Source organism: Nocardia sp. NPDC058058 (assembly GCF_042885355.1).
Classification (GTDB): domain Bacteria; phylum Actinomycetota; class Actinomycetes; order Mycobacteriales; family Mycobacteriaceae; genus Nocardia.
In genome coordinates, this window is sequence record NZ_JBHVSA010000002.1 from 1,236,130 (window position 1) to 1,251,930 (window position 15,801).

General features: G+C 66.1%; 15 protein-coding genes. 8 read left to right on the top strand and 7 right to left on the bottom strand.

Going from position 1 to position 15,801, the window contains the following annotated elements; translation table 11 throughout:
* Window positions 1-96 precede the first annotated feature (96 nt).
* Window positions 97-612 (bottom strand): GtrA family protein, encoded by a 516-nt coding sequence (locus tag ACFVUS_RS20435; RefSeq protein WP_387768269.1) that lies wholly within the window; start codon window positions 610-612, stop codon window positions 97-99.
* Between the two features lie 79 nt (window positions 613-691).
* On the opposite strand from ACFVUS_RS20435, the gene ACFVUS_RS20440 reads away from it, so the two are divergent.
* Together ACFVUS_RS20440 and ACFVUS_RS20445 are read left to right on the top strand one after the other, a co-directional pair.
* Complete coding sequence (locus ACFVUS_RS20440) at window positions 692-1,666, top strand: glycosyltransferase (RefSeq protein ID WP_387768272.1); 975 nt, start codon at window positions 692-694, stop codon at window positions 1,664-1,666.
* 47 nt (window positions 1,667-1,713) lie between these two features.
* On the top strand, window positions 1,714-3,309 hold the full coding sequence (locus ACFVUS_RS20445; protein ID WP_387768275.1) for a DUF2142 domain-containing protein: 1,596 nt from the start codon (window positions 1,714-1,716) through the stop codon (window positions 3,307-3,309).
* Here ACFVUS_RS20445 and rfbB read toward each other — a convergent pair.
* Window positions 3,306-4,310: a dTDP-glucose 4,6-dehydratase gene (gene rfbB / locus ACFVUS_RS20450; RefSeq protein WP_387768278.1), complete on the bottom strand. Its 1,005-nt coding sequence runs from the start codon at window positions 4,308-4,310 to the stop codon at window positions 3,306-3,308. The two genes, ACFVUS_RS20445 and rfbB, sit on opposite strands and share 4 nt — an antisense overlap.
* Window positions 4,311-4,747: 437 nt before the next feature.
* Here rfbB and ACFVUS_RS20455 point away from each other — a divergent pair, with 437 nt between their 5' ends.
* Entirely contained in the window at window positions 4,748-5,452 is a 705-nt protein-coding gene (locus ACFVUS_RS20455) for a hypothetical protein (protein WP_375961882.1), read from the top strand.
* A 60-nt stretch (window positions 5,453-5,512) separates the two neighbouring features.
* Here the strand turns inward: ACFVUS_RS20455 and ACFVUS_RS20460 are convergent, their stop codons facing one another.
* Window positions 5,513-6,508, bottom strand: coding sequence for an alpha/beta hydrolase (locus tag ACFVUS_RS20460; protein ID WP_387768282.1), 996 nt, complete (start codon window positions 6,506-6,508; stop codon window positions 5,513-5,515).
* Window positions 6,509-6,754: 246 nt separating this feature from the next.
* Between ACFVUS_RS20460 and rfbA the strand changes: the two genes are divergently transcribed.
* Together rfbA and ACFVUS_RS20470 are read left to right on the top strand one after the other, a co-directional pair.
* Complete coding sequence (gene rfbA / locus ACFVUS_RS20465) at window positions 6,755-7,627, top strand: glucose-1-phosphate thymidylyltransferase RfbA (protein ID WP_387768285.1); 873 nt, start codon at window positions 6,755-6,757, stop codon at window positions 7,625-7,627.
* Between the two features lie 2 nt (window positions 7,628-7,629).
* A complete protein-coding gene (locus ACFVUS_RS20470; protein ID WP_387770050.1) occupies window positions 7,630-8,196 on the top strand; it encodes a dTDP-4-dehydrorhamnose 3,5-epimerase family protein in 567 nt (188 codons plus the stop codon).
* Between the two features lie 106 nt (window positions 8,197-8,302).
* Here ACFVUS_RS20470 and ACFVUS_RS20475 read toward each other — a convergent pair whose 3' ends face one another.
* Window positions 8,303-9,796: an MFS transporter gene (locus ACFVUS_RS20475; protein WP_387768288.1), complete on the bottom strand. Its 1,494-nt coding sequence runs from the start codon at window positions 9,794-9,796 to the stop codon at window positions 8,303-8,305.
* A 60-nt stretch (window positions 9,797-9,856) separates the two neighbouring features.
* Between ACFVUS_RS20475 and ACFVUS_RS20480 the strand changes: the two genes are divergently transcribed.
* On the top strand, window positions 9,857-10,258 hold the full coding sequence (locus ACFVUS_RS20480; RefSeq protein ID WP_387768291.1) for a MarR family transcriptional regulator: 402 nt from the start codon (window positions 9,857-9,859) through the stop codon (window positions 10,256-10,258).
* Window positions 10,259-10,349: 91 nt separating this feature from the next.
* On the opposite strand, the gene ACFVUS_RS20485 is transcribed toward ACFVUS_RS20480, so the two are convergent.
* Complete coding sequence (locus tag ACFVUS_RS20485; RefSeq protein WP_375961872.1) at window positions 10,350-11,222, bottom strand: helix-turn-helix domain-containing protein; 873 nt, start codon at window positions 11,220-11,222, stop codon at window positions 10,350-10,352.
* A 40-nt stretch (window positions 11,223-11,262) separates the two neighbouring features.
* Window positions 11,263-11,847, bottom strand: coding sequence for a DUF4282 domain-containing protein (locus ACFVUS_RS20490; protein ID WP_387768295.1), 585 nt, complete (start codon window positions 11,845-11,847; stop codon window positions 11,263-11,265).
* 338 nt (window positions 11,848-12,185) lie between these two features.
* On the opposite strand from ACFVUS_RS20490, the gene ACFVUS_RS20495 reads away from it, so the two are divergent.
* Window positions 12,186-12,683: a hypothetical protein gene (locus tag ACFVUS_RS20495; protein WP_387768298.1), complete on the top strand. Its 498-nt coding sequence runs from the start codon at window positions 12,186-12,188 to the stop codon at window positions 12,681-12,683.
* 122 nt (window positions 12,684-12,805) lie between these two features.
* Here ACFVUS_RS20495 and ACFVUS_RS20500 read toward each other — a convergent pair whose 3' ends face one another.
* Window positions 12,806-13,294, bottom strand: coding sequence for a LuxR C-terminal-related transcriptional regulator (locus ACFVUS_RS20500; RefSeq protein ID WP_387768301.1), 489 nt, complete (start codon window positions 13,292-13,294; stop codon window positions 12,806-12,808).
* Between the two features lie 151 nt (window positions 13,295-13,445).
* Between ACFVUS_RS20500 and ACFVUS_RS20505 the strand changes: the two genes are divergently transcribed.
* Window positions 13,446-15,761: a molybdopterin-dependent oxidoreductase gene (locus ACFVUS_RS20505; RefSeq protein ID WP_387768304.1), complete on the top strand. Its 2,316-nt coding sequence runs from the start codon at window positions 13,446-13,448 to the stop codon at window positions 15,759-15,761.
* Window positions 15,762-15,801: the final 40 nt, after the last annotated feature.

A 15,801-nucleotide genomic window follows, 5' to 3' on the forward strand; every position in this document is an offset into this window, starting at 1 on the left:
GACACCGGCAACATCCGACGTGGACGCACACCCACTGTCACCGCTCGGCCCGGCGACAATATCAATCACCGCGCATAGCGTCAGCGCGAACCCGCGTTAACGCGATTCTTCGCGCGCGCCGGTGAAGACGAATTTGTCATATGCCCAGTAGCGGAAGACAACCGCGACGATCTGGCCGATGAGTGTTCCGGAGATGTTGTCCGCCAAGGGGCTGGACAGATCCAGGACATAGCGGGAGAAGCCGAGGCAGCTCAGTTGCAGTCCGATGGCGACCACATTGAACAGGGCGTAGAGGACGTATTCGCGGGTCCGGCTGCCGCCCTTCTTGTGCGCGAAGGTCCACCATTTGTTGCCGAAATAGGTGACCACGGTGGCGACGCCGATCGCGATGATCTTGGCGAGCAACGGCTGATGGAACAGCGGACCCTCGCCGCCCGCGAACACCAGCAGGTTGTAGGTGCCCGCGTCGACCGCGAAGCCGAGCAGGCCCACGACCAGGAACGCACCGCCCTGCCGTAGCGCCGAACGCACCTTGTCGACGAGGGACTGCGGGACGATCTCGGCGGACTCCGCTGGGCTGACGCCGGGGGTCGCCGACTCACTGCTGGGCACTCGGCGACGGTACCGCAGCATTCTCGGGTACCCTCCCCGTGTTCGTATTCGCCTTCCGATCACATCGAGGATTGACCGGGTGGACCCCACCGAGCTCCGAATTGCCGCCGTGGTTCCGTGCCACAACGAAGAGGCCTCGGTCGCACAGGTCGTCACCGACCTCAAGGCCGCTGTGCCCGGAATCGTCGTATATGTCTACGACAACCGGAGTACCGACGCGACCGCAGAGCGGGCGCGCGAGGCCGGCGCGATCGTGCGTCACGAATATCGGAAGGGCAAGGGCAATGTGGTGCGCCGCGCCTTCGCCGATATCGAGGCCGACGTCTATTTGATGATCGACGGCGATGACACCTATGACGCGTCCGCCGCACCGCGCATGATCGAAGCGCTGCTATCCGGGCCGTACGACCATGTGCTGGGCGTGCGCCGCGAGATCGCCGGCGAATCCGCCTACCGCCCGGGCCATGAGACCGGTAACAAGGTGCTCAATGGCGTTGTGGCGCAGGTGTTCGGCGAGAATGTCGAGGACATGCTGAGCGGATACCGGGTGTTCTCCCGGCGATTCGTGAAGAGTTTCCCGGCGGTTTCGCGCGAATTCGAGATCGAGACCGAATTGACCGTGCATTCACTGCATCTGCGTGTTCCGCAGACCGCGGTGCCGGTCGGATTCAAGGATCGTCCCGAGGGCAGCGAATCCAAACTGCGCACCTATCACGACGGTTTCAAGATCCTGCGCCTGATCATCGGCCTGGCCCGGCATGAGCGCCCGGTCGCGTTCTACGGCCTGTTCGGCACGCTGGCCTGGTTGATCTCGATCATCCTGATCACCCCGATAGTGATCCAGTTCTACGAGATCCACGAGGTACCGCGTTTCCCGACGCTGTTCCTGGGCTTCACGCTGCTGCTGCTGGGCAGCCTGGCCTGGACCGCGGGTCTGGTGCTGGACGGCATCCGCCGATCCCGGCACGAGGCCGCCCGCCTGATGTACCTGCGCTATTCCGCCGTCGGAGCGGATGAACCCGCCGATGAACGCTCGGGCGGAACCCGGCGATGACCCCGCCTGCCACACCCACGAATGGCCGTACAGCACAATCGGACATCGTGGTAACCGAGGCAAGCGACAGCACGGCCGAAAAGGCAGCGGCACAGCCGGAGGGCGCGGTGCGGACCGTCATCGCCGCACCGGCGGCGAAGAGCGCGCCGGAACCGGCGGAACCGGAATCGAGCGGGCTCGCGGGCGCGGTCGCCGGGATCGAAAGGCGTTTCGGCACGGCCGCTTTGGCGTTCCTGCTGATCGCCGGGGTGTTCGGCGCGGTGTGGTCGGTGCTGACGCCGCCGTTCTGGGGGCATGACGAGATCACCCAGTTCGGGCGCGCCTATCAGGTGGCGCACGGCGGTTTCCTGCCGGAGAAGATCAAGGATGATCGCGGTCCGGCGTGGGGCGGTCAGGTTCCGGTCACCATCGACGCGCTGCAGAGCTACGCGTTCGACGACTACCAGAACAACAACGACGAGCCGGAACCCAAGGTCGCCGATCCGGACGCCTACGACCGGCTGGGTTCGGCCGCGGTGTCCAAGCACACCACGCAGGTGTGGTTCACCAATACCGCCGCCTACTCGCCGATCCCGTATCTTCCTGCGGCTGCGGGCATTCGGATCGCCGAAGTGCTGGATCTCGATGTCGGCGGGACCATTCTCGCGCCCCGCTGGGCCGGACTGCTCGCCTATCTGGCGATCGTCGGCTTCGCGTTGCGCACGCTGCGCGGGCATCGCATCCAATGGCTGGCGCTGACGGTCGCGGTGCTGCCGATCGCGCTGTTCCAGGCCGGGACCGTCACCGCGGACACCGTCACCAACGCGCTCGCGCTGCTGGTGTCGGCGCTGGTGGTGAAGGGCCTGTTCCTGGGTGAGCGGCTGTCCCGGCCGGAAACGGTTGCGGCGCTTGCCGCCACGATTCTGCTGCCGGTGTGCAAGCCGACCTACGTGCTGCTGGCCATGCTCATCGTGGTGATCCCGGCGCGCAATCTCGGTTTCGGCGGTACCGAGCGCATCGCGATGTGGCAGCGCTTGCTGCCGTGGGCGGCCGCCGCCATCGGCGGTATCTGCTTCGCGCTGTGGATGCGGATCGCCGCGCCGACCGGTGACGGCATGAGCCTGATGCGCCCGCAGAAGCAGTGGGGCACAGTGCGTCCCGGCGATCAGCTGCATAACGTCCTGACCGATCCGGGCCATTTCATCCGGGTGTTCGGCGACAGCATCGCGCGCCGCGATCAGCGCTGGTTCATGCAGTTCTTCGGGGAACTGGGCTTCGCGTACGTGGATGTCCCGGCACTGACGGTCTGCGCGAGCCTGGTCGCGTTCGCGGTGAGCGTCGGCATCGCCGACCGCCTCACCGGTGATCGGCTGCGCACCTGGGTGGTGCTGCTGACCATGGCGGCAAGCGTCGCGATGATCTACGTGACCCTGTACATGTCCTTCACCCCCGTCGACTATTTCATCATCGACGGCGTACAGGGCCGCTACTTCGTACCCCTGGCCCTGCTCACCCTGGCGGTGTTGCTGCGCTGGATGCCGTTGCGTCTCACCGGTTCCGATAACCGCACCCCCAGCCGGGGCCCGGCGATCACGGTGATTGTCGCGACCGTTATTTCGCTGACGGCCGCGGCGGTCACCTATTCCACCGTGGTCTGGGGTTAGAGCACCTTTTCCCCGGCGGCGGCATACGCGTTCTCGGTGGCGGATTTCTGTGGCCGCCACCAGTTCTCGTTGTCGCGGTACCACCGCACGGTGTCGGCCAGTCCGGCGCGGAAGTCCGAATATCGCGGTTTCCAGCCGAGTTCGGTGCGCAGCAGCGTGGAATCGATGGCGTAGCGCAGGTCGTGGCCGGGGCGATCGGTGACGTGATCGAAGTCGTCCGGTGCGCGGTCGAAGGCCTCGAGAATGAGCTGTACGACGGATTTGTTGTCGCGTTCGCCGTCCGCGCCGATGAGGTAGGTCTGACCGATTCGACCGTTTTCCAGAATTTCCCAGACGGCGGCGTTGTGGTCCTCGACGTGAATCCAGTCCCGCACTTGATGTCCGGTGCCGTAGAGCCGCGGCCGCACCCCGTCGATGAGATTGGTGATCTGCCGCGGAATGAATTTCTCCACATGCTGGTACGGGCCATAGTTGTTGCTGCAGTTGGAAAGTGTGGCCCGCACGCCGAAGGATCGCACCCAGGCGCGCACCAGCATGTCACTCGACGCCTTGCTGGCGGAGTACGGGCTGGACGGGTTGTAGGGCGTGGCCTCGGTGAACGCCGCCGGATCGTCGAGCTCGAGATCGCCGTAGACCTCATCGGTGGAGATGTGGTGATACCGCACCTGATGCTTGCGCACGGCCTGCAGCAGCGAATAGGTGCCGACGATATTGGTTTGCACGAAGGGCCAGGGATCGGCGAGCGAATTGTCATTGTGTGATTCGGCGGCGAAATGCACCACCGCGTCCACTCCGCCGACCAGACGGTCGACCAGTGCGGCGTCGGCGATGTCGCCGTGCACGAACTCGATGCGATCGGCGATCGGGGCCAGCGAAGCCCGATTCCCCGCATAGGTGAGTTTGTCCAGGACGGTCACCTGGACACCGGGACGGGCGGTCACGGTCTGATGAACGAAGTTCGCGCCGATGAAGCCGGCGCCTCCGGTTACGAGCAATCGCACACCGAAAACCCTACGTCGCCTTCGGAGTCCGTCCGCGTTCGGTGTCCATGTTGCGGTTCCTACACTGTTCCACCGTTTCCCGGGAGCGGAATCGGACACAAGAAGGAAACAAGTTGTCCACCCATTACTCGTATTTTCATACGGAAAGTCTCGAATTCGTGGATTCCCCGGGACTTTCGGGTCAGGATCATTCCGGTTTTACGGTAAAACACTGTGACCTTCGCCACAAAGAGACCGAACAGTAACGAACCGGCCGACAGGAAGCACCCCCGAAAACCATACGTACGCAGCACATTTCCGGAAGCTGACGAACCACGCGACTGGAGAGGTGAACGTAATTTGAACAAACGGTCACAGCCGGTTCACCGCTCGTTAGCTGTCCTGGATTTCGATTCTCCTGTCCCCCCGAGCTCTTCCCCGATGAGGTTCTGAAAAAAATGCTGATGAGGAAATTCGCCGCCACGTCGGCGCTGCTGATCGCCGCTATGGGCATCACCGCCGGCACCGTGAACGCGGCGCCCGCGACCGATGAGGCCGCTGCGATCAACTACACCGCGACCACCACCGACACCAACACCGTCATCCGGACCGATGCCGGCTCCATGGTCGTCGAGGACGGCGTCTTCAAGATCAAGGCCGCCAACGGCGCCACCATCGCGGGCACCGAGCTCAACTTCCGGGTGGACGACTTCGTGTTCCCGATCGCGGCCAACATCTCGGACCACACCGCGACCCTGACCCCGGAGTTCGTCGCGGACAAGGCCGTTTACAAGCCTGTCGCACTGCCTTACGAGAACCAGGCTCCCTGGAAGAACGACTACGACCGTGAGCAGGCCGCCTGGAACCGCCTGAAGGACACCATCTCCATGGGCGCCACCATCGGCACCCTGGTCGGTGGCATCGGCGGCGCGGCCATCGGCTGTGTCATCGGTGGCGCGGTTTCCGCGACCCTGACCGGCGCCCTGACCGCCATGTTCGGCGCGCTGCCGGCCGGCATCGTCGGCTGCATCGCCGGTATGGCCGCCATCGGCTTCCTGGGCACCCTCGCGGGCCAGCTGTTCGTGACCGCCCCGGTCGCCATCCTGGCCGCGGTGCAGTACTTCACCACCATCAACGCCGCCCCGGTGGCTCCCGCGAAGTAATTCGCAAGCAGTACAACGAAATCCCCCGCCCGGACCACCCGGGTGGGGGATTTCGTCGTATCAGGCCGTCCGGGCGATCTGCGCGGATTCGATTCGGGCGCGGACGAATTGGGCCACGTGCGCCAGCGCGGCCCGGCTCTCGGGCATATTCGGGAAGATGGCCATGAAGGCGTGCACCTGGCCCCGCCAGATCTCCAGGGTGGCCGGTACGCCCGCCTGAGCGAGCCGCTGTGCCATGATCTCGCTGTCCCGGCGCAGTACCTCGTCCTCGGCGACGATGAGCAGTGCGGGCGGCATTCCGGCGAGCGGGTTGTTGACCGGCGAGAGTTGCGGATCCAGGCGGCCGTTCACCTCCGCGCCGAGCTTGACCACGGTCTCCAGGGCGGACAGCGGAATCAGCGAATCGCGGTGGTAGTTGGGGTGCGCGCGCTTCTCGGTGCAGTCCAGATCCAGTGCGGGACACAGTCCCACGAGTCCGGCGGGCACCGGGAGTCCGGCATCGCGGGCGCGCAGCGCGGTCGCGAAGGTCATATAGCCGCCCGCCGAGTCACCGGCGAACACGATGCGCGCGGCGGGCACGCCGTGGCTCAGCAGCCACTGGTAGGCGGTGAGGCAGTCGGTGACCGAACCGGCGATATCGGTGGCGGGCAGCTGCCGGTATTCCACACTGACGACCGGCATTCCGGTGCGCCGCGCGATGGCGGCGACCACGGGCCGGTGGGTATCGAGTCCGCAGAGGAAGAAGCCGCCGCCGTGCATGTACATGACCACTCCGTCGGTCATCGAGCTGCGCGCTCCGGCGGGCCGCACGATCTCCATGCGGAAGCCCTTGAGCCGCACCTCTTCCCGTTCCACCCCGCGGGGTGCGGGCCGCAGCCTGGCCAGGCCGTTGATGACGCCGCTGACGATCGGCATGGCGCCTTCGGTCAGGGTCATGAGTTCACCGGCGGGCCGAATGGTCGCGCGGCTCACGGCTTCCAGTGTGCGTGCGTAGACGCTGACGTTATCGGGATTGACGACGGGGGTCTGGACCTGGTCGTCGTGGGTCTTCGCCATTGCGCACCTACCTCATTGTTGGCGCGCCGAGCCGTTCGTCCGGTGGACCGAAGAGGGCTCGGGTTACCCGGCGCGGGAGAGTCGGCGCTGACATCTCACATAGCGTCATTTCAGAACACCATGGGAACGTGACCTACGCAACAGATATCGCCGGATAGGTATGGCCGCAAACGACCGTGACGGTTTCGCAGCGCACTCGGAACCTCCCCGCTCTCGCTCGCAATGGAACTGGCAGACTCTCGTGACATGCGTGGAATCATCCTGGCGGGCGGCACCGGGTCGCGTTTGCACCCGATTACGCGCGGGGTGAGCAAACAACTTGTCCCCGTGTACGACAAACCGATGGTGTACTACCCGTTGTCCACCCTCATGCTGGCGGGCATCCGGGACATCCTGGTCATCACCACCCCCGAGGACGCGGACGCGTTCACCCGGCTGCTCGGCGACGGCAGCCAGTTCGGATTGAATCTGAGCTACATCGTGCAGCCCGAACCGGACGGGCTGGCGCGCGCCTTCGTGCTCGGCGCGGATCACATCGGGACCGAGACCGCCGCACTGGTGCTGGGCGACAACATCTTCCACGGTCCGGGCCTGGGTCAGAGCCTGGGCGGGTACGCGCATGTGGACGGCGGCGCGGTCTTCGCCTACCGGGTTTCCAATCCGACCGCGTACGGCGTGGTCGAATTCGCCGACGGCAAGGCCATTTCCATCGAGGAGAAGCCCAAGACGCCGCGCTCCAACTACGCGATCCCGGGGCTGTACTTCTACGACAACGACGTGCTGGCGATCGCGCGCGAGCTGAAGCCGTCCGATCGCGGCGAATACGAGATCACCGATATCAATCGCGCCTACCTCGAACAGGGCCGATTGAATGTGGAGGTGCTGCGCCGCGGCACCGCGTGGCTGGACACCGGCACCTTCGATTCGCTGCTCGATGCCGCCAACTACGTCCGTACCATCGAGGAGCGCCAGGGCCTGAAGATCGGGGTACCCGAGGAAGTGGCCTGGCGCATGGGTTTCATCGACGACGAGCAATTGGACGCGGCCGCCCGGCCGCTGGTGCGCTCCGGTTACGGGGCCTACCTGCTGCGCCTGCTGGAACAGGGACGAGTGGAATGAGCATGCGAATTCGCGAACTGGCGGTGCCCGGCGCGTGGGAGTTCACCCCCGCCCTGCACGGTGACGAGCGCGGAGTCTTCGCCGAGACCTTCAAGTCCTCGGAGTTCGAGAAGATCGTGGGGCGCAAATTCGAACTGCTCCAGGTCAATACCTCCACCTCGGCGGCGGGGGTGCTGCGCGGCATCCACTACACCGAGGATCCGCCCGGCCAGGCCAAGTACGTGACGTGCGTGCGCGGCGCGTTCCTGGACGTGGTGGTGGATCTGCGGCCCGGCTCGCCGACCTTCGGGCGGTGGGACAGCGTCGTCATCGACGATGTGGAGCGCAAATCGGTATTCCTGGCCGAGGGCCTGGGCCACGCGCTGCTGTCCCTGGAGGACGATTCCACCGTCATCTACCTGTGCTCGCTGGAGTACGCGCCCGAATTCGACCGGGACCTGGACGCTTTCGATCCGGACCTGGGCATCGAATGGCCGACCGCCGACCGCTACGGGAATCCACTCGGCTTCACCCGCTCCCCCAAGGACGCGGCGGCTCCGCGCCTGGCGGACCTGAAACTGCCGCACTGAGCACGGCTTCCGAATACGGCACTGGGGCGCACCGTGTAATACGGTGCGCCCCAGGTCTTTCAGGATGGCCGTCGCCCGTGTGAGCGGCGGGCGTCGGCCCGGTGTCTCAGCCGACCAGTGCGACCTCCGGCTCCGCCGCGGCGGTCTTACGCGCCTTGCGCTTGGGCAGGTAGACCGTGAGGGCTACCAGCGCGCCGACAATGGCGACACCGGCGGCGAATTCCAGTCCGGGACGGTAGTTGTCGAGCACCGCGGCGGGGCTGGTGTCGGCGTGCGATCCGGAGGAGATGATCGCGGTGGTCACCGCGAGCACGATGGCGGCGCCGACCTGCATGGCGGTCTGCAGCACACCCGCGGCCAGACCCTGTTCATCGTCATCGATGCCACTGGTGGCCTGGATGTTGATGGCGGGGAAGCCGACCCAGCCGATGCCGACCAGCAGTACGGCGGGCAGCAGCACCGTCAGGTAGGCGGGTGCGGTGTCGATGCGCAGGTACATCAGGTAGCCGATGGCCATGATGGTCATGGTGACCGCGATGATCGGCCCGGTGCCGAAGCGATCGACCAGCTTGTCCGAGACGAACGCCGAGGCGACCACCAGCAGGCCGACGGGCAGCAGCGCCAGCGAGAGCTTCAGCGGCGACCAGCCGAGGGTGTCCTGCAGGTACAGCGTGGTGATGAACTGCCAGCTGAAGAACGAACCGGCGACCGCGATGATGGCCAGGCTGGCCCGCCACAGCGTGGGCTTCTTCAGGATGCCGAGGCGAACGAGCGGGTAGCGCACCCGCTTCTCCACCGCGACGAATCCGGCGAACAGTGCGGCGACCGCGAGGAACGAGATGATGGTGCGCGCCGAGGCCCAACCGGCTTCGGGAGCCGAGACCACGGTGTAGACCAGCAGCAGCATGCCCGAGGTGGACAGCAGCGCGCCGAGCAGATCGTGACCGCCCTCTTCGGCGGGCCCGTCCTTGGGCACCAGGTAGAAGGCCGCGATCAGGGCCGCGATGGCGACCGGGAAGGGCAGCAGGAAGGTCCAGCGCCAGCCGAGACCGGTCATGAGACCGCCGAACAGCAAGCCCATGGAGTAGCCGCCCGCGCCGAACACGGTGTAGATGGACAGCGCCTTGTTGCGGGCCGGGCCCTCGGCGAAGTTGGTGGTGATGATGGAGAGTCCGGTCGGCGCGGTGAACGCGGCGGCCAAGCCCTTGATGAACCGGGTCAGGATCAGCAGCGGGCCGGAGCTCACCAAAGCGCCTGCGAGAGAAGCGATGGCGAAGACGGCCAGGGCGATCAGGAAGACCTTGCGACGGCCGAGCAGGTCGGCGGTGCGACCGCCGAGCAGCAGCAGGCCGCCGTAGCCGAGGACATATCCGGAGACCAGCCACTGCAGGGTGGAGGTCTGCAGGTCGAGTTCGGTGCCGATGGACGGGAGGGCGACGCCGATCATCGACACGTCCAGGCCGTCGAGGAACAGCACGATGCACAGGGTGATGAGCATGCCCCAGAGCCGGAGCGTCCACTGCGTGGAGTCTGCCGCGGTGCTCACTGCGGGGCGTAGGTCTGTGGAAGTCACGAGAGAGGACAGTACATGCACACGCATATGTTGTCCAAACATTTAATGCAGTTGCATGGGTTGCGCTCGCGCACTAAGATGGCGGCCATGCCGAAGCCGACAACGACTGTCGAACAGGTCGTTCCTGATGCTCTAGTAGCTCAGTGGCGCGATCTTCTCGCCCGGCACGCGACGACCTCCTGCGCCCTCGAGAAGGAACTGCAAGGCCGCCACCACCTCGGGCTCAGCGAATTCGAAACCCTCGACCGGCTCATGGACGCCGGTGTCGAGAGCTACAAGATGGCCGATCTGGCCAACGACATCCACCTGAGTCAGAGCGCGCTCTCCCGCGCGGTGGCGCGGCTGGAACGCGATGGACTGGTCAGCCGCACCCTGTGCGTGGAGGATCGGCGGGCAATCTTCGTATGCCTCACCGATAAGGGCCGCGAACTGCACAGTGAGGCCGCGCCGACGCACCGCGAGGTGCTGGAGCAGTCGCTCAGCGAATAGCAGCCCGTCATCCCGGCATGTTTTGGCCGGGATCCACTGTGCCGCTGCGGATCCCGGCCAACAAGCGCGCCGGGATGACGGGGTCGGTCAGCTAGACCGTGGCGCGGATCGTCTCGATCAGCGGGAGCGCGTCCACCGCGATGGTGGCCGCGGCCGCGAACGCCTCGCGATAGCGCTCCACATCGGGTTCCTTGTCCAGGTAGGACGCCCCGGTCAGCGATTCCACGTAGACCACCGGTGGTTCGGTCTGTTCGGTTGCGGTGGAAGGGAATTCGAGCAGTACGAACCGCCCGGCATCCATACCGTGGTGGTAGCCGCAGTCCGCGGGCAGCAGCCGCAGCCGCACATTCGACAGCTCACCGAGTTTGCGCAGCTTGTCCAGCTGGCCGATGGTGACCTCATCGCCGCCGATGCGATGCCACAGCACCGCCTCGGAGATGATCACGTCCAGGTGCACCGGCGATTCGGCGCGGGTGAGCAGGGACTGCCGGGCGGTGCGCACCCGCACGCGCCGGTCCATCTGCTCGGCGGAGATGCCCGGATTGGCTCCGGCCAGCACCGCGCGCATATACGCCTCGGTCTGCAAAAGCCCGGGTACCAGCTCGTTTTCGTAGGTGGTGAGCCGGGCCGCCGCCTCTTCGAGCCCGATGTAGACCTCGTACCCCTCGTCGATCACATCGCCGAACTCGGTCCACCAGCCGCGCGCCTTGGTTTCCCGGGCCAGGGCGGTGAGCGGTTCGATGGCATCCTCGGGCGCACCGTAGATGCGGCACATGGCCTCGACATCGAGGCTGCGCAGTGAGGTCTGCCCCGTTTCTATGCGCCAGATCTTGGCTTCGGACCATTCCAGCCGCTGCGCTGCCACCCGGGTCGTCATCCGGGCGCGATTGCGCAGGTCGCGCAGGTGACGGCCGAGTTGCCGCCGCGGCATGGTGGATCCGGTGATCCCCTGCGGTAGTGCCATCCCTCCCCCTTACGAGTCTTGCGCTCGCATTGTTGCACAATTACTTGCGCGACGACCGTCTCCCGAAGCGCCAGAACTGCACGGCGCGAACATCTTCCGACAATTGATTGACCGGTTCGGCCACGTCGGAAAGGGCCTGGAACAGGTCATCGCCCATCTCGGCGATGTGCTCCACCCGGCTTGCCAGCCGTGAGGCGTTGAGTACGAACTCCAGCAGCAGGCGCACCACCGCGGCGATGGTCAGGCCCAGTGGAATCGCGAAGACCACCGCGAAGACGATGCCCAGCCAGGCCGAAACCCGCCACAGCCCAATGGTTCCCACGATCGGGATGGCGAAAGCGGCTGCCAGGCCCAAGATGTAGGCCAGCGGCAGCAGGGTGCGGGTGGCGGCGCGATGGAACTGCACGTCCAGCAGCGCGCGAATGGCCTCGAGGCTCCAGGAGCCGAAAGCGCTTGGGCTGGCGAAGGGTTCGACGGGCTCCTCGTCGACCACGGCCTCCTGTTCCAGCCGCCGGGTCATGCGCCGGGCCGCGGAGTCCTTGAACGCGGCCCACCGCCCGATCTCGAACTCCTCGACCTCGAGTTCATCGAGTCCGGGTGTCTTCCCGTTCGATTGGTCCGACATGCCGCCGATCTCCTCTCCCGCAGACCTTTTCGACCATGCGAAGTCTCATCGCTATCCCCCTTCTGGGACAGATCGAAACAGTGTGTTCTAGAACACTCCGGGATTGGATGTTGCATTCCGGGGTAGCCGGGGCGATACACCTCCTGACGGCGTCTTCGCAGGCAGCGGGCCCCTCCCCCGGACCTGTCACAGATGGGCCACCGACACAGTCGCGCCACGAACAAGGACGAGCCGTCTCTTTTGGAGGGAAAAACCATATCGGGGGAAAACAACCCTGTAACGCAACGAACGTCTCGTTCCGATACCCCGCACAGAGCAGGACATAGATCTACCGGGGAATGGAGAAACCAGTGCGAACGACGTTTTCGTCTTCCGTCATGGCGGCAGCACTGGCCGCCTCTGCGCAGGAGTACACCGAGCGTGGATGGACGGTCGCCGAAACGGCCAATGGCATCAGCCTGGTCACCGATGAGAACCTGTCGGGCATCGAGGTAACGGGTGAAACCGCCGCCTTCGTCCGCCGGTATCTGCGGGCCAATGATCTGACCGGGCCGATTATCGAGATCCCGGGCGCCGAGCGCCGCGAGATCCACCTGGTCACGGGGCTGCGCAAGGCCGCCATGGCCATCGAGGCGCTGCGCGCCGCGGGGGCCATCGTGCACACCGACGGTGCGGGCATCCCGCTGCCGCCGACCCAGCTGTTCGACGGTTCGGCCTGCTGGGGCGTGGCGCCGCACGAGGCCCGCTGGGTCCCGCCGGTGGTCGCCATCTCGGCCGCGGTGCGCGCCGCCGCCAAAGGCGGAGTCAAGCCGCAGAGCACCCGCATCGCTTCCTGAGGGGAATGACCCGGCGTCACATGTGAATAGACATTATCGGCAGTAGTCGATAGCTATAACCGCAGAACCGCGGATGCTCCCCGGCATCCGCGGTTTTTGGCGTATCTGGAAGTGGAAACTATTCAGGCACTGCGCAGTCGGCGTGACGGGTGTGAATTGTGATGTGTGAGAGCCGCTCTGGGGCCGGTGGGATGACCCGATTGCACCGGCGACTCATCGCCGAGCACCTTGGCCCGCGCCGCGCGCCGATTGCGGACGCCGAGGACGCGCAGGATGGCTGACACATGGTGGTCGACGGTCCGGACCGACAGCACCAGGTATTCGGCGATCTCGGCATTGGTCAGACCCGCGCACAGCAGGTCCAGGACGTCCTGCTGGCGGTCGGTGAGTCCGGGCACCGTACGAGAGACGGGCGGCGAACTCGGAACGGGCCGGGGGAAGGTCGCATCGGACCGGGCGCCCGGAGGCGGCCCGGGGGTGTCCGGCAGCGCGATGAAGACGCCGGTCTCACCGCCCACGCTCAGCACGACCGCCGATCCGGTGCCCGCGGCGATGTCCGCCCAGGCCGCGCGCAGGACCTCGAGTGCTTGTGTTCGCTCCAAAAACCGCATGTGGCAAGCGTGGTCGCGGGGGCCGGGCCGCGTCTGTCTCCACCGACACGGTCAGTGTGTCGGAAAACCGACACTCGCAATTGATGCCCAGTTGACGCGTTGCTGTTTCCGTTGTCGTGCCACCGCGCGATGATGAGGTATGACCCCCGCCATGAACACCTCGCGGACCCTGCCGCGCACCTGTCCGCTGTGTGAGGCGGTGTGCGGGCTGGAGATCACGCTCGACGCCGATGATCACGTGACGGCTGTACGCGGCGATAAGGCGGATCCGTTCAGTCGGGGTTTCATCTGCCCCAAGGGCGCGACGCTCGGACATCTCGACGAGGATCCGGATCGGCTCACCGCGCCCATGATTCGCGATCGCGCCACGAACACCTGGCGGGCCGTGAGCTGGGATGAGGCGTTCGGGGTGATTCGGGAGCGGCTGCCGCAGGTCACCGCCGCGCACGGGAATCAGTCGGCGGGGCTGTATCTCGGCAATCCGAACGCGCATACGGTGGCGGGGGCGCTGTATGTGCCGCTGCTGATTCGGGCGCTGGCCACCCGGAACCTGTTCTCCGCCAGCACCTCCGATCAGATGCCCAAGCAGGTGGCGTCGGGGCTGATGTTCGGCGATCCGCTCACCGTGGCGGTGCCGGATCTGGATCGCACCGATTATCTGCTCATGCTGGGCGCGAATCCGCTGGAATCCAATGGATCGCTGTGCACCGCACCGGACTTCCCGGGACGGTTGAAGGCGCTGCGGCAGCGCGGCGGGAAGTTCGTGGTGGTGGATCCGCGCCGCACCCGCACCGCCAAACTCGCGGACGAGCATCTGTTCGTGCGGCCGGGCAGTGACGCGTACCTGCTGTTCGGGATCGTGCGGACGCTGTTCGCGGAAGATCTGACCGATGTGCGGGTACCGGTCCGGGGACTGGACGAGGTACGCGATGCCGCAGCACCTTTCACCCCCGAGGTGGTGGCCGAGCGCACCGGGGTGGCCGCGGATACCGTGGTCCGGCTCGCGCGCGAACTCGCCGCCGCACCGACCGCCGCCGTCTACGCGCGCATCGGCACCTGCACGGCCGAATTCGGCACCGTGACGCAGTGGCTGGTCGATGTGATCAACGCGCTGACCGGCAATCTGGATTCGCCCGGCGGGGCCATGTTCGCCAACGGAGCCGCGCTGGGCATCGTCCGCACCCGAGCCTTCCGGCTCGGCCGCTGGAACAGCCGGGTGCGCGAACTGCCCGAGGCCATGGGCGAGCTGCCGGTCGCGACGCTGGCCGATGAGATCCTCACGCCCGGTGACGGGCAGATCCGCGCCATGGTGACGGTCGCGGGCAATCCGGTGCTGTCCGCACCCAGCGGGCCGCGGCTGGCAGATGCCTTCGCGGGGCTGGACTTCATGGTGAGCGTGGACCGCTACCTCAACGAGACCACCCGGCACGCCGATGTGATCCTGCCGCCGCCGCGCATTCTGCAATCACCGCACTACGATTTCGCGCTGCTCAATTTCGCCGTGCACAACTACGCGCGCTACTCGCGGCCGCTGCTGCCGCTGGGCCCGGATGAGCTCTCCGAATCCGAGATCATGGCGCGGCTGGCGCTGGCGATCACCGGTCAGGAGACACAGCCGGGCGTGGATCCGCTTGCGGCCGTGGATGAATTCGTGATCGCGGGGACACTGCACAAGGCCGGGCTCTCGGAACGGCGGTCGGAACTGCTGGGCGAGAACACCATCGAACAGCGCATCGACATGATGGTGCGGCTCGGTCCGTATGGCGAGTGGGCAGTCGATCCGGTGCGGCCGGTCGAATCACCGGGTGGATCCCGGCCACAAGCACGCCGGGATGACAGGGGCGACGATGCCGACGGAAGCGACAGCGCACACGCGGGCGGCGATGTTGCCGAAAGCCCTGCGCATCCGGTGTTTCGGACCGGGCTGAATCTACAAGTGCTGCTGGATAATCCGCACGGGATCGATCTGGGGCCGTTGGAGCCGCGGCTGCCGGGGTTGTTGCTCACCGCGTCGAAGCAGGTGGATCTCGCGCCGGAGGCATTGCTGGCGGATGTGGCGCGGCTGCATGAGCGGCTGGCGGACGCCGCGCCCGCGATGGTCTTGGTCGGGCGCAGGCATCTGCGGTCCAACAACAGCTGGCTGCACAATGTCCCGCCGCTGGTGGGCGGCGCGAATCGGTGCACGCTGCATATTCATCCGGACGATATGACCCGGCTCGGACTGGACGGGCATGCGGTGGTGAAGTCCGCCGCGGGCGCGCTCACGGTGGATCTGGAGCCGACCGAGGACATCATGCCGGGCGTGGTGAGCCTGCCGCACGGCTGGGGACACGGTGATTCCGACCAGTCGGTGGCGCGGGCGCACGCCGGGGTGAATGCCAATGCGCTGACCGATGATTCGCTGGTGGACGCACCGTCCGGGAATGCCGTGTTCAACGGGGTGCCGGTGACGCTGACACCCGCCTGAGACACCGGACGGACAGAACGATCGTGAGACCGAGCGGGGC

Coding starts and splice junctions, on each gene's coding strand:
- ACFVUS_RS20455 (WP_375961882.1), top strand. CDS start 4,748: ATGCTGATGAGGAAATTCGCCGCCACGTCGGCGCTGCTGATCGCCGCT.
- ACFVUS_RS20460 (WP_387768282.1), bottom strand. CDS start 6,508: ATGGCGAAGACCCACGACGACCAGGTCCAGACCCCCGTCGTCAATCCC.
- rfbA (WP_387768285.1), top strand. CDS start 6,755: ATGCGTGGAATCATCCTGGCGGGCGGCACCGGGTCGCGTTTGCACCCG.
- ACFVUS_RS20470 (WP_387770050.1), top strand. CDS start 7,630: ATGCGAATTCGCGAACTGGCGGTGCCCGGCGCGTGGGAGTTCACCCCC.
- ACFVUS_RS20475 (WP_387768288.1), bottom strand. CDS start 9,796: ATGCGTGTGCATGTACTGTCCTCTCTCGTGACTTCCACAGACCTACGC.
- ACFVUS_RS20480 (WP_387768291.1), top strand. CDS start 9,857: ATGCCGAAGCCGACAACGACTGTCGAACAGGTCGTTCCTGATGCTCTA.
- ACFVUS_RS20485 (WP_375961872.1), bottom strand. CDS start 11,222: ATGGCACTACCGCAGGGGATCACCGGATCCACCATGCCGCGGCGGCAA.
- ACFVUS_RS20490 (WP_387768295.1), bottom strand. CDS start 11,847: ATGTCGGACCAATCGAACGGGAAGACACCCGGACTCGATGAACTCGAG.
- ACFVUS_RS20495 (WP_387768298.1), top strand. CDS start 12,186: ATGGAGAAACCAGTGCGAACGACGTTTTCGTCTTCCGTCATGGCGGCA.
- ACFVUS_RS20500 (WP_387768301.1), bottom strand. CDS start 13,294: ATGCGGTTTTTGGAGCGAACACAAGCACTCGAGGTCCTGCGCGCGGCC.
- ACFVUS_RS20505 (WP_387768304.1), top strand. CDS start 13,446: ATGAACACCTCGCGGACCCTGCCGCGCACCTGTCCGCTGTGTGAGGCG.